This is a genomic window from Nocardioides sp. NPDC000445 (genome assembly GCF_040300245.1).
In the GTDB taxonomy this organism is placed as follows: domain Bacteria; phylum Actinomycetota; class Actinomycetes; order Propionibacteriales; family Nocardioidaceae; genus Nocardioides.
Map to the genome: position 1 here is coordinate 469,191 of NZ_JBEPDH010000001.1, position 13,077 is coordinate 482,267.

Annotated in this window: 12 protein-coding genes; 5 read left to right on the forward strand and 7 right to left on the reverse strand. The window is 70.0% G+C overall.

The annotated features are described in order from the left end of the window. Window positions 1-44: 44 nt before the first annotated feature. Window positions 45-1,007: an EamA family transporter gene (locus ABT304_RS02175; protein ID WP_350713142.1), complete on the reverse strand. Its 963-nt coding sequence runs from the start codon at window positions 1,005-1,007 to the stop codon at window positions 45-47. A 38-nt stretch (window positions 1,008-1,045) separates the two neighbouring features. Between ABT304_RS02175 and ABT304_RS02180 the strand changes: the two genes are divergently transcribed. Then, window positions 1,046-1,597 carry a CGNR zinc finger domain-containing protein gene (locus ABT304_RS02180; RefSeq protein ID WP_350713143.1) on the forward strand — a complete coding sequence of 184 codons (552 nt, stop codon included), beginning with the start codon at window positions 1,046-1,048 and terminating at the stop codon, window positions 1,595-1,597. Here the strand turns inward: ABT304_RS02180 and ABT304_RS02185 are convergent. Then, window positions 1,579-2,865 (reverse strand): ArsB/NhaD family transporter, encoded by a 1,287-nt coding sequence (locus tag ABT304_RS02185; RefSeq protein WP_350713144.1) that lies wholly within the window; start codon window positions 2,863-2,865, stop codon window positions 1,579-1,581. The genes ABT304_RS02180 and ABT304_RS02185 overlap by 19 nt on opposite strands. A gap of 101 nt (window positions 2,866-2,966) precedes the next feature. Here ABT304_RS02185 and ABT304_RS02190 point away from each other — a divergent pair, with 101 nt between their 5' ends. Genes ABT304_RS02190 through ABT304_RS02200 form a run of 3 tightly spaced genes read left to right on the forward strand, consistent with a single transcriptional unit; the run spans window position 2,967 to window position 5,969 of the window. Beyond that, window positions 2,967-3,914, forward strand: coding sequence for a HAMP domain-containing sensor histidine kinase (locus tag ABT304_RS02190; RefSeq protein WP_350713145.1), 948 nt, complete (start codon window positions 2,967-2,969; stop codon window positions 3,912-3,914). After that, entirely contained in the window at window positions 3,911-4,573 is a 663-nt protein-coding gene (locus ABT304_RS02195) for a response regulator (protein WP_350713146.1), read from the forward strand. The genes ABT304_RS02190 and ABT304_RS02195 overlap by 4 nt, the downstream gene beginning before the upstream one ends. Before the next feature lie 19 nt (window positions 4,574-4,592). Beyond that, entirely contained in the window at window positions 4,593-5,969 is a 1,377-nt protein-coding gene (locus ABT304_RS02200) for a pyridoxal phosphate-dependent decarboxylase family protein (RefSeq protein WP_350713147.1), read from the forward strand. A 28-nt stretch (window positions 5,970-5,997) separates the two neighbouring features. On the opposite strand, the gene ABT304_RS02205 is transcribed toward ABT304_RS02200, so the two are convergent. The 4 genes from ABT304_RS02205 to ABT304_RS02220 are packed head-to-tail and all read right to left on the reverse strand — an operon-like array spanning window position 5,998 to window position 11,128. Continuing rightward, window positions 5,998-7,689 (reverse strand): NAD(P)/FAD-dependent oxidoreductase, encoded by a 1,692-nt coding sequence (locus ABT304_RS02205; RefSeq protein ID WP_350713148.1) that lies wholly within the window; start codon window positions 7,687-7,689, stop codon window positions 5,998-6,000. A gap of 27 nt (window positions 7,690-7,716) precedes the next feature. Further along, window positions 7,717-8,496 (reverse strand): alpha/beta fold hydrolase, encoded by a 780-nt coding sequence (locus tag ABT304_RS02210; protein WP_350713149.1) that lies wholly within the window; start codon window positions 8,494-8,496, stop codon window positions 7,717-7,719. Between the two features lie 17 nt (window positions 8,497-8,513). Next, window positions 8,514-9,302, reverse strand: coding sequence for a hypothetical protein (locus tag ABT304_RS02215; RefSeq protein ID WP_350713150.1), 789 nt, complete (start codon window positions 9,300-9,302; stop codon window positions 8,514-8,516). Between the two features lie 47 nt (window positions 9,303-9,349). Further along, on the reverse strand, window positions 9,350-11,128 hold the full coding sequence (locus ABT304_RS02220) for a 3-hydroxyacyl-CoA dehydrogenase family protein (RefSeq protein WP_350713151.1): 1,779 nt from the start codon (window positions 11,126-11,128) through the stop codon (window positions 9,350-9,352). Window positions 11,129-11,189: 61 nt separating this feature from the next. Between ABT304_RS02220 and ABT304_RS02225 the strand changes: the two genes are divergently transcribed. After that, window positions 11,190-11,696 (forward strand): SRPBCC family protein, encoded by a 507-nt coding sequence (locus ABT304_RS02225; protein WP_350713152.1) that lies wholly within the window; start codon window positions 11,190-11,192, stop codon window positions 11,694-11,696. 139 nt (window positions 11,697-11,835) lie between these two features. Here the strand turns inward: ABT304_RS02225 and ABT304_RS02230 are convergent, their stop codons facing one another. Continuing rightward, window positions 11,836-13,002, reverse strand: coding sequence for a 3-hydroxyacyl-CoA dehydrogenase family protein (locus ABT304_RS02230; protein WP_350713153.1), 1,167 nt, complete (start codon window positions 13,000-13,002; stop codon window positions 11,836-11,838). Window positions 13,003-13,077 lie beyond the last annotated feature (75 nt).

Below are 13,077 nucleotides of genomic sequence, written 5' to 3' on the forward strand. Positions count from 1 at the left end.
TGTGAAGCGCCGCACGCAGCCGATGCGTGCGGCGCTTCGCGATGTCAGGAGGCGGTCGTCGACTGCTCTCCCTGCTGGACCGCGATGATGCCGACCAGCACGACCAGCCCGCCGATGAGCTGAATGACGCCGGGCGCCTCGCCGAGCAGCAGCCAGGCGACGACGACCGCCGAGACGACCTCGAGAAGCCCCACGAAGGACGAGAGCCGCGAGCCGAGGGTGCGGGTGGCGGCGATGCCGGTGGCGTACGCGACCGAGCAGGTCAGCACGCCGAGACCGATCAGCGGGCCCCACCACGGCATCTCCAGGCCCGCCAGGACCACCGGCGCGGTCTCCATCGCGAACGGGATGGCTCCGACCAGGCAGAGCAGCGCGAGCAGGACCGTGGCGCCGGTCAGACCGAGCCAGGCCAGCGCGAGCGGCGGCAGCGTGGTGCTGGAGTGGGCGTTGAGCACGTAGTAGCCGGCCAGCCCGACGGCGGCGGCGGAGCCCCACAGGATGCCGAACGGGTGCACGTTCGCACCGCTGACCAGGTCGAGGACGAGCACGAGCCCGGCGATCGCGACCAGCGCACCGACCATCGTCAGCCGCGAGGGCCGCTCGCCGTGCCGCAGCCACATCCAGGCGACGACGAGCACCACCCCCATGTACTCCAGCAGCAGCGCCGGCCCGACGGCCATCCACTGCACCGCCGAGAAGAACGCGAACTGCGGCACCACGATGGCCAGCAGTGCGTACGCCACCACGACCCGCCAACTCGCGGCCGCACCCCGCCACCGGCCGGCGAGCGCGCGCAGCGCGAAGGGGGCCAGCACCACCGCGCCGATGCCGACGCGGAAGATCAGCACGCCGCCCGTCGACCAGCCGGTGTCGAAGAGGCCGCGTCCCAGCGGGCCCGAGAGGCTGAACGTGACCGCCGACACGACCGCCATGAGCAGCCCGGCCGCCACCAGCGGCGTCTTCTGCGTGCTCTGCGGCACCGCCTCGTCATTGGTCAAAGTCGTCATGACACATGACAATCCCACCGGCGCGGTAATGTGTCAACATGGTTTTCACCCATGACACGGACGTAGCCCTCCAGGCAGCCGCGGCGCTGGCGAACACCCTTGCCCTCTCCCCCGGCTCGGTCGACGAGCTGGCGACCGTGGCGGCCCTCGACGAGTTCTTCGTGACGTACGACTACACGGGGCGGCACGACCGCGACCGAGCCGAGCTCGACGAGGTCCGCTCGCTCCGCGTCCGGCTGCGCGATCTGCTCACCGCCGAGCGCGACGAGGCCGTGCGGCTGACCAATGAGATGCTCGCCGAGCACCGCGCGACTCCTCAGCTGGTCCGCCACACGAACTACGACTGGCACATCCACGCCACCGAGCCCGACGCCCCGCTGGCCACGCGGATCGCTGTCGAGACGGCGATGGCCATGGTCGACGTCATCCGCGCCGGCGAGCTGTCCCGCCTCTCGATCTGCGCCGACGACAACTGTGCCGGCGTGGTCGTCGATCTCTCCCGCAACCGCTCCAAGCGCTACTGCTCACCGACCTGCACCAACCGCAACGCGGTCGCCGCCTATCGGGAGCGTCAGGCGAGCACGAAGTAGCGGAGCGCGACGTAGACCCAGGCGACGGCGAGGGTCACGATCGTGACCACGATGCCGTACCTGGTGAACCTCCAGAAGCTGATCGGGTGGCCGGCCTTGGCGGCGAGGCCGAGCACCACCACGTTGGCGCCGGCGGCGACGGCGGTCGTGTTGCCACCGAGGTCGGCGCCGAAGACGAGGGCCCACCACAGTGGGCTGTCTGCGCCCGAGGACGGCGTCGCGGCGACCATCTCCTCCACGATCGGCACCATCGCCGCGGTGTAGGGGATGTTGTCGACGAAGCCGCCCACGACGGCCGAGCCGATCATCAACCCGGTCACCCCGGCGAGCTCGTTGTCGCCCATCAGCTCGGCGGCGTACGTCCCGAGGGACCCGATCACACCGACCTCGACCAGCCCGCCGACCAGCACGAACAGCGCCATGAAGAAGGCCAGGGTCGACCACTCGACCTCCTCCAGGAACGCCTCGGTCTGCGTCTGGGAGACGACCACCATCGCGCCGGCACCGAGCATCGCGACCAGCGACGGGTCCAGGTGGAGCTCGGTGTGCAGCCCGAACGCGAGCATCACCAGGGCCAGGACGGCCAGGCAGCGGTAGAGCAGCCCACGGTCCGGGATCGCCGAGGCGGGCGGCTCGATCAGGCCGTCCAGGTCGACCCGGCCACGGAAGTCACGCCGGAAGAGCACCCGGACCAGCCCGATCAGCACGACCAGCAGGATCAGGCACAGCGGCAGGGAGTGGATCAGGAAGTCGTCGAAGGTCAGGTTGGCCCGGCTGGCCACGATGATGTTGGGCGGATCGGCGATCAGGGTCGAGGTGCCGCCGACGTTGGCGGCCAGGATGAGCGAGATCAGGTAGGGCATCGGACGCAGGCCCAGCCGCTCGCAGACCGAGAGCGTCACCGGTGTGACAAGCAGCACGGTGGTCACGTTGTCGAGGATCGGCGAGAGCGCCGCGGTGACCAGGATCAGCAGCGTCGCCAGGCGCGCCGGGCGGCCGCCGGAGTGCTTGACCGCCCACAGCGCGAGAAACTCGAACAAGCCGGTCTGTTTGAGGACACCGACGATCACCATCATCCCGAAGAGCAGGAAGATGACGTCCCAGTCGACCCCGGTCTCGTGGCTGAAGAAGGCCGACTCGGCGTTGATGATCCCGAGCGCGACCATCGCGGCGACGCCACCCAGAGCGGCGGCGACGCGGTGGACGCGCTCGGTGGCGATGAGGCCGTAGGTGACGATGAAGACGGCCACCGCTGCGTACACGATCATGCGTTGAGCTCCATGCCATCGACCCTCCGTTACCGGAGACTCGATCCGAATGGGTGCTGCCACCCATAAGGCCAGGCCACCGAGCATGTCAGGGTTGGGGCATGAGCCACCTACCCCTCTACTGGCGGGTCTGCCTGACCAACTGGGCCGTGTTCTGCGTCGGCACCCTGGTCCTGGCGCTGTCCCCGGCCCGGGTCTCGGAGCGCGTCCTGGCCTCGGAGGCGGTGGTGCTGGCGGTCGGGCTGGTGGTGATGGCGACCCTCAACGCGCTCCTGCTGCTGCGTAGCCTGGCGCCGATCGACCGGGTGATCCGCACCATGGACTCCGTCGACCACCTCTCCCCCGACCAGCGTCTGCCGACCCCGGGCAAGGGCGCCGGCGCGCGGCTCGTGGCCAGCTACAACGCGATGCTCGAACGGCTGGAGACCGAGCGGAGCACCAGCAACGCCAAGGCGCTCGCCGCGCAGGAGGCGGAGCGACACCGGATCGCCCAGGAGCTCCACGACGAGGTGGGACAGTCGCTCACCGTCGTACTCCTGGGGCTCAAGGGGCTGGAGCGACAGGTGCCGGAGGAGGTACGCCCCGAGCTCGCCGCCGTCCGCGAGTCCGCGCGCACCGGCATCGACGACGTACGCCGCGTGGCCCGCCAGCTACGGCCGGGCGTGCTCGAGGATCTCGGCCTGCACGCCGCCCTCGCCTCCCTGGCCACCGACGTCGGCGCCCTGGGCCGCACGACCGTACGCCGCACCATCGGCCGCGGGCTTCCCGAGCTGCCCCAGGACCGTGAGCTGGTGATCTACCGGGTCGCCCAGGAGGCGCTCACCAACGTCGTACGTCACGCCCACGCCGCCACCGCCGAGCTCTCCTTGTGCAAGGTCGGCGACACGGTCGTCCTCACCGTCTCCGACGACGGCCGCGGCAGCGCCGCCCTCGTGGCCGGCGCCGGGATCAGCGGCATGCGGGAGCGGGCCCTGCTCGTCGGTGCCGACCTGAGCGTGACCAGCGCCCCCGGCCGTGGCACCACCGTCCGCCTGGAGGTGCCGCTGTGACGCCCACGCCCGCGAAGATCCGGATCCTGCTGGCCGACGACCACACCCTCGTACGCCGCGGCGTCCGCCTCATCCTCGACGCCGAACCGGACCTCGAGGTGGTCGCCGAGGCCGCCGACGGAGCCGAAGCCGTCGCGGCGCTGCGCGACGTCGCGGTCGACCTGGTGATCCTCGACGTCGCCATGCCCCGCATGACCGGGCTGCAGGCCGCACGCACGATCGCCCGGATGCGTACGCCTCCGAAGATGCTGATGCTCTCGATGCACGACAACGAGCAGTACTTCTTCGAGGCGCTCAAGGTCGGCGCCAGCGGGTACGTCCTCAAGTCGGTCGCCGACGAGGACCTGGTCAAGGCCTGCCGCACCGCCATGAGCGGCCAGGCCTTCGTCTACCCCGGCGCGATGAGTGCGCTGGTCCGCGACTATCTGGACCGGCTCAACCGTGGCGAGAGCCTGCCGCGCACGGTGCTGACCGAGCGCGAGGACGAGGTGCTCAAGCTCATCGCCGAGGGCCACTCGACCCGGGAGATCGCCCGCGAGCTGACGATCTCCTACAAGACCGTCGAGCGGCACCGCGAGAACATCCTCGCCAAGCTGGGCCTCCGCGATCGCACCCAGGTCACGCGATATGCCATCAGAGCGGGTCTCATCGAGCCCTGAGAAGGCCTACCGTCGAAGGATGGACCCACGGCTCGACGCAGACCTCGCCGGGATGACCGATCTCCTCGGCGCGATCCAGGACTACGCACAAGAGATCATCGCCGGACTCGACGGCAGACCGGTGACGTCTCCGTTCCGGCCACCCTCCGTCGAGCGGCTACCGGCCCGGGGCGCCGGCGGCCAAGCCGCTCTGCGTCACTTCGAGACCCGTTGGGCACCGGGCCTCTCGGCGAGCGCCGGCCCCCGCTACCTGGGCTTCGTCACCGGCGGGGCGACCCCGGCCGCGGTCGCCGGCGACTGGCTGACCCCGGTCTTCGACCAGAACACCATCACGGTCCAGGACTCCGCCGCCAGCGACCTGGAGCGCGAGACGGTGCGCTGGCTCCTCGACCTGCTGGGCCTTCCTGGCGACTTCAGCGGAGCGTTCGTCACCGGCGCGACCATGTCCAACCTCACCGGGCTGGCGCTGGCGCGCGAGTGGCTCGGCGACCGGCGCGGAGTATCGGTCTCGACCGAGGGCGTCGCGGCGCTCGGTCCGGTCGTCGTGCTGTCGGGCGCCGCCCACTCCACCGTCTCCAAGGCGCTCTCCGTGCTCGGCCTGGGCCGCGACAGCCTCCAGCCGGTGGCTCTCCTCCCCGACCGCGATGCGGTCGACGTCGAGGCGTTGCGGACCGCGCTGCGCGACCAGGGCGGCCGGCCCGTGATCGTCGTCGCCAACGCCGGCACCGTGAACACCGGCGACTTCGACGACCTGGACGCCATCGCCGACCTCCGCGACGAGTTCCCGTTCTGGCTGCACGTCGACGGCGCCTTCGGAGCCTTCGCTGCCCTCTCCCCCGCCCACGCCCACCTCGTCGCAGGCCTCTCCCGCGCCGACTCGATCTGCGTCGACCTGCACAAGTGGCTCAACGTCCCCTACGACTCCGCGATCCAGCTCAGCCGCCACCAGAACCTCCAGGCCCGGGTCTTCAGCAACGCCTCGGCCTACATCGGCCTCCCCGGGGCCTCCCCCGACTTCGTACACCTGACCCCGGAGAGCTCCCGGCGCCTGCGCGCCCTGCCCGCCTGGTTCACCCTGTACGCCTACGGCCGCGACGGCCACCGCGAGATCGTCGAGCGCACCATCGCCCTGGCTCACCGCACCGGGCGGCTGCTCGCCGAGATCGACGGCGTCGAGCTGCTCGCCCCGGTCCGACTCAACATCGTGTGCCTGAAGGTCCCCGGCGATCCCGCCGACCTCGCCCGCCGTGTCGCCGATACCGGCGTCACCTTCGTGACCCCCACGGTCCACCAGGGCATCCCGGCCCTGCGGTTGGCGTTCAGCAACTGGCGTACGTCCGAGGCGGATGCGGATCGGATCGTCGAGGTGTTCCGGCGGCTCCTGTCGGGCAGCTAGCCCACTCTCCGCCCACCGTCCCAGGGGGTCAGGCGCCGAACTCCCGGGCGCGCAGCTTCGCCAGGTGGGCGTGCACCAGCGGAAGCACCGACGCACCTTCGCCGCTCGCGGAGGCAACCCGCTTCATCGACCCGGCACGTACGTCGCCGACGGCGAACACACCCGGCACCGTCGTCTCCAGACTCGCGGGCGGGCTCCCGTCGACCCACGCCTCGCGGGGTACGTCGCGTCCGGTCAGGACGAACCCGTGCTCGTCGAGCGCGACCCCGTCCGCCAGCCACAAGCAGTCAGGTTCCGCGCCGAGCAGGCAGAAGAGGCCGTCGGCGGACGTCTTGGTGTCCTCGCCGGTGTCCAGGTTCTCCAGTCGCAGCCACTCCAGCCGACCGTCGCCACCGCCGTCGCCGACGATCGTGCGCGGCCGGACCTGGATGTTCGACGTCGCGTCGATCTCACGTACGAGATAGGCCGACATGGTCTCCGCGAGGTCGTTTCGCCGGACCAGGATCGTCACCGTGCTCGCGAACTTGGCGAGGTGGATGGCTGCCTGTCCGGCCGAGTTGCCCCCACCGACCACGAACACGTCCCGGCCCTGCATCTCGCGCGCCATCGACGTCGCGGCGCCGTAGTACACGCCAGCGCCCACCAGGTCGTCCACCGCGGGCACCCCGAGCCGGCGATAGGTCACGCCCATCGCTAGCACGACCGTACGGGCGCAGAACTGCGCGCCGCGCACGTGCACGTGCTGGTGCTCGGGCTCGTCGACCGGACCGGGCTCGATCCCGGTCACCGGACGCCCGGTGAAGAATCGCGCGCCGAACCTGCTGGCCTGGATGCGGGATCGCTGGGCGAGGCGCATGCCCGAGATGCCACGTGGGAAGCCGAGGTAGTTACGGATCATCGAGCTCGACCCTGCCTGGCCGCCGATCGCGTCGCGCTCCACGACGACCGTCGCCAGACCCTCCGACGCGGCGTAGACGGCCGCCGCGAGGCCCGCTGGCCCGCCACCCACGATGGCGACGTCGGCGATCACTCCCTCAGGGATCTCGTCGAACCCGCCGTAGATGGCCTCGGCGGCCGTCGCCGCCGTCGCGCCGGAGACCACGCGGCCCGTGAAGGTATGGACCAGGGGCAGCTGCGCCCCCGGACCTGCGGCCTCGATGATCTCTTTCGCCTCGTCGTCGCTCGGCTCGAGCGCGCGATGCGGGAACCCCATTCGTTCGAGCAGGTCCCGGATCGCCGCCGCGTCACGGTCACCCGGCTCGGCGACGACGTCTGTCACGGTCACCAGGGGTCTGCCCACCGACCATCCCCACTCCGAGAGGAGCTCGATCAGCGCGGTGTGGAACTCCTCGTCCCGCGGGCCGCGCGGGATGAGGACGTAGGTGTCCATCTCTCGCTCGAGCGCCGCCGCACGCAGGTCGTCCAGAGCGCCGGAGAAGTCCTCCCACGAGACCAGCGCAACCCGGCGTGCCGTGGCCACGATGCCCGGTACGCGGCGCAGGAAGTCGATCGAGGTGCCTTCGTCGAGCACGTGCTCGACGGCGACCATCGCGATCTGCGCACCCTCGGCCACGAGCCCGCTGGTCCGGTCGAGGCCCGCGTCGAAACCCACCACCGTCTCGACCCGGTAGTCGCGGTCGTACCGCGCCCGGAACTCCCGCTCGATGACGTCGGCATGCTCGCCGCCGACCAGCACGATGACGGGTCTGTCACGCTCCATGCCGCACAGCGTAGACGCCGCGGTGGCTCAGTCGCCCAAGAACTGACGCAGGGCCGCGAGGAAGGTCTCCGGCTTCTCTGAGTGCACCCAGTGACCGGCCCCCTTGATGGTCACCTTGCGGTAGCGCGGGAACCACTCCTTCATCGCCGGCGCGTACTCGTCGGTGACATAGTCGGACAGCTCGCCGGCCACCCACAGCACGGGGCCGTCGTACGGCTCGTACGCCTTCAGCTCCTCGGTCGGCCAGGCGCCGAGACGGTCGAGGTCGCGGCCGAGCACGGGGAGGTTCATGGACCAGCGCCAGCTGTCGCCGTCGCGGCGGAGGTTCTGCAGCAGGAAGCCGCGGACGGTCGCGTCGGGGACCGCCTCCCGCATCCCGGCGTCGGCCTCCTCGCGGCGGGTGATGCGGTCCAGGTCGAGGCTCCGCATGGCGTCGACGTACGTCTTGAAGCCGCCGACGCGGTCGTAGACGACCGGCGACATGTCGGCCACGACGAGCCTCGCGACCAGCTCGGGCCGGGTGATCGCGAGCAGCATCGCCACCTTGCCACCCATCGAGTGGCCGACCACGGTCGCGGGGTCGTCGGCCGAGAGGAGCTCGGCGACGGCCGCGGTCACCTCGAGGTAGTCGAAGGTGTCAGGCTGCGGGGAGCGGCCGTGGTGCGGCAGGTCGACGAGCGTGACCCGATGCTTGTCGGCCAGCTGCTTGCCGAGGGTGTTCCAGTTGCGTCCCTGGCCGAAGAGTCCGTGCAGGAAGACGACACGACTTCCGGCGTCGCCGAGCTCGAGCGTATGAAGTGGTGGCACCGGGGAAGCGTACAAACTCAGAAGTCGAAGCCGTCGAACATGTCGCCGATGCCGTCGCCGATCCCGCCGAACATGTCGCCCATGCCCTCACCGATGCCGCCGATCGCGTCGCCCATGCCCTCGCCGATCTCACCGAAGGCGTCGAAGCCGCCGAAGGCGCTGAACATCAGCCCGGCGAACATCCAGTCCATCGGCCCGAAGCTGCCGAAGTAGCCGGCGGCGTAGGGCCGGTAGGCCGGGCCACCCTGCCAGTAGGGAACGCGCTCGTTGCCGACCATCACCTTGCGGGTGTCGGGCTCCGCGCCGACCTTGACGCGCTCGGCGTCGAGCGCGCAGGCGGGTACGTCACGGGTGGTGCCGCCCGGCGGCGCCCAGGCCACGTCCTCGACCGAGAGCCCGTGGCGGGGGTCGAAGAAGCACGGCGGGCGACGCTTCGGCAACGGCTCGCCGGCGACCCGCGCCTCGACGCAGGCGATCGCATAGCGGCCGTCCTCGACGATCGTCGTGATCTTCTTGACGTCGTCGGGCTCGGTCATCTTGTCGACGGTGCGCTTGGCCGTCTCGTACTCGTCCAGCGCGCGCTGGTAGTCGGCGTTGGCGCCCTCGTCGAGCTCCTTGCCGGCCATGTCCAGGTCGAGCTTCTGCAGCTCTTCACCGAACGCGGTCACGTCCTCGAAGGCGAGCTGCTTGACCGGCTCGAGGTCAGCGCGCTGCTTTTCCAGCGCTCGCGCCTGCGAACGCTTGCTGGTCACTACCACGGTCCCGATCACCGCGACGACGATGAGAAGTGCGATCAGAAGTCCCACGTCTTTCAGCGTACTGCCACGGTGGTCGGGCCGGGAGGGACCTCTTCTCAGGAGTAGTCGCGGAAACCCTTGCCGGTCTTGCGGCCGAGGTAACCGGCGGTGACCAGGTGCTCCAGCAGCGGGGCGGGCGCGAAGCCCGGCTCGCGGAACTCCAGGTAGAGCTCGCGCTCGATGGCCAGCGAGACGTCGTTGCCGACCACGTCGAGCAGCTCGAACGGGCCCATCGGCAGCGCACAGCCGAGCTTCATCGCGGTGTCGATGTCGTCGGCGGTCGCGTAGTGACCCTCGAGCATCTTGACTGCGTCGTTGAGGTAGGGGAAGAGCAGCGCGTTGACGATGAAGCCGGCCCGGTCCCCGCACGAGACCGGCGACTTGCCGACCTTCGAGCACAGGGCGCGTACGGTCTCGGCGACCTCCTCGGCGGTGGTGACGGTGGAGACGACCTCGACCAGCTTCATCACCGGCGCCGGGTTGAAGAAGTGCATCCCGACGACGTCGGAGGGCCGCTTGGTCACCTTCGCCAGCTCGATGACAGGCAGGCTCGAGGTCGTGGTCGCCAGGATCGCGCCCGGCTTGCAGATGTCGTCGAGGTTCTCGAAGAGCGTGGTCTTGATGGCCAGGTCCTCGGCGATCGCCTCTACGACGATGTCGACGTCGGCCAGGTCGTCCAGCGAGGTCGTACCGGTGAGCCGGCCGAGGATCTCCGGCTTCGCCGACTCCTCCAGCTTGCCGCGTCCGATCGCCTTGTCGAGGCTCTTGGTGATCCGCGCGGCGACACCGTCGACCTTGTCGGCGCTGCGCCCGACGTACGTCACGTCGTAGCCGCCCTTCGCGAAGACCTCGACGATCCCTGAGGCCATCGTGCCGGTGCCGACGACGCCGATCTTCGCGATCGTGCGGCGCAGCTCATGGGTGGCGTCGGCGCTCGGGGTCAGCGCGTCCGGGACGACGACCGGCGAGTCGGCCGCCTCGTAGGTGTAGAAGCCGCGGCCCGACTTCCGTCCGAGCATGCCGGCGGTGACCATCTGCTTGAGGATCGGCGCGGGGGCGTGCAGCCGGTCGCGACCCTGGCGGTACATCGTGTCGAGGATCTCGTAGGAGGTGTCCAGGCCGATCAGGTCCAGCAGCGCCAGCGGCCCCATCGGGTAGCCGCAGCCCAGCCGCATCGCGGTGTCGATGTCCTCGCGGGTGGCGTAGTGGCCCTCGAACATCGAGACCGCGTGGTTCAGGTAGCCGAAGAGCAGCGCGTTGGCGATGAACCCGGCCCGGTCACCGCAGACCACCGGCGACTTGCCGACCTTGCCGACGACCTCGCGCACATCCTCGAGCACGTCCGGCTCGGTCACCACGGTGCGTACGATCTCGACGAACTTCTGCACCGGAGCGGGGTTGAAGAAGTGCACGCCGACGACCCGGCCCGGGTGGTTGGAGGCGGTCGAGATCTCGGTGACCGACAGCGACGAGGTGTTGGTCGCCAGGATCGTCTCGGGAGCCACGATCTCGTCGAGGGTGGCGAGGATCGACTTCTTCAGCTCCAGCGACTCCACGACCGCCTCGACGACCATGTCGACGTCCTTGAGCGCCGTCGGGTCGGTGGCGAAGGAGATCCGGCCGAGCAGCGCCTCCTGCTCCTCCTCGCTGAGCTTGCCGCGCTTGACCGCGCGGCCCGTCGAGTGCGCCAGGTGGGCCTTGCCACGCTCGAGGCCCTCCTCGTCACGCTCCACCCCGACCACGGTGAACCCGTTGCGGGCGAACACCTCCGCGATCCCGGCACCCATGGTGCCCAGGCCGACGACTCCGACTGTCTCGATCGTGCGCTCACTCATGCCCCGCATCCTGCCACGGTGTGATGCCCGGCACGCCGGGACGTCGCTAGATTCGGGCACTGTGACCGACCAGACCCAGACCACCGAGCGCATCGACGCCGAACGCATCGACGCCGAGCGGATCATCCCCGCCTCCCCCACCGACATCTTCGCCGTTCTCATCGACCCCGACGGCCATGTGGCCATCGACGCCGCCGGCATGCTCCAGTCCGCGGAGGGATCGCCCGTGGGCGCGGTCGGCGACCGGTTCGTCGTCCACATGGACCGCGAGGCCCTGGGCGACTACCCGCTCGGCAAGTACGACGTCACCGTGATCATCACCGGGTTCGAACCCGATCGGTCCATCGAGTGGACCATCGAAGGCACCATCAAGCCGCCGATCGGCCACCGCTTCGGCTACGAGCTCGAGCAGCTCGACTCCGGCGACACCCGCGTCACCTCGTACTGCGACTGGTCCACCGCCCTCCCCGAGTGGAAGGCGATCTTCCCGGTGATCGACCAGAAGTCGATCCGGGCCACCCTCGGAATCCTGGAACGAGCCGTACGCCGCGGCTACCCCAAGCCCTGACCGAAGCGTCACCCCCGCCGGCCGAGGCGTCACTCGCGCGAATCGAGCCGGCACCGAAGTGCCGACTCGATTCGCGTAGGTGACGCCTCGGCCGACGTACGTGACTTCTCGGCGGGGGCTGGGATCGGCGGGGCTGGGATCAGTAGGTGTGGAAGCCCTCGCCGGTCTTGCGGCCGAGCTTGCCTTCCTGGACCTTCTGGACCAGAAGGGCGGCGGGGTCGAAGCCGGGCTCGCCGAACTCGTTGCGGAGCTCGGTCTGGATGGCCAGGGAGACGTCGTTGCCGACCACGTCGAGGAGCTCGAAGGGGCCCATCGGGAAGCCCGCGGTCTCCTTGATCGCGGCGTCGATCTCGGCGATGGCGACGCCGGACTCGTGCAGCTTGACCGCGTCGTTGAGGTAGGGGAACAGCAGCGCGTTGACGATGAAGCCGGAGCGGTCGCCGCAGGAGACCGGGACCTTCTTGACCGCGGTGGACAGTGCGCGCACGGTCTCGTCGACCTCGGGCGAGGTGAGGTCGGTGGTGACCACCTCGACCAGCTTCATCACCGGCGCGGGGTTGAAGAAGTGCATGCCGATGACGTCGCCGGGGCGTGCGGTGACCTTGGCGAGCTCGGTGATCGGCATCGAGCTGGTGGTGGTGGCCAGGATGGCGCCGGGCTTGGCGATCCGGTCGAGGTCCTTGAAGAGCTCGGTCTTGACCTCGAGGTCCTCGGCGATGCCCTCGACGATCAGGTCGGCCTCGCCGAGGTCCTCGCGCGACGTGCTGCCGGTGAGGCGGCCGAGCACCGCGGCCTTGGTCTCCTCGTCCGAGCGGCCCTTCGCGATGGCCTTGTCGAGCGACTTGGTGATGCCGGCGACGACCCCGTCGAGCTTCTCCTGGGAGCGGCCCACGAAGACGACGTCGTACCCGGCCTGGGCGAAGACCTGGACGATGCCGGAGGCCATCGTGCCGGTGCCGACCACGCCGATCTTCTCGATCGTGTGGCGCAGCTCCGGAGCCTTGGCGTGGTCCCCGGCCACCGCGGCGAACGTCCCCGCCTCGCCGGCGACCTTGGCGAGCAGTTCGGCGGGCTTGTGCAGGTTGTCGCCGGTCTCCTCGAAGCGGGCGAGCAGCGCGTCGCGTACGGCGGCGGCGCCGATCTCGTCGGCCGTGGCCAGCGGCCCCTGGGGGTAGCCGCAGCCGAAGCACATGGCGTTGTCGATGTCGGTGGCGGTGGCGTAGCCCGACTCGAGCATGCGAATGGCGTGGTTGAGGTAGGGCAGCACGAGCACGTCGTGGATGGAACCCTGGGTCGAAACCGTCATGCGACGGAAGACTGCCAAATTTATTACCCATGAGTAACCCCTGGTGGCGTGACGCTGCTCACATGGGGCCATGCG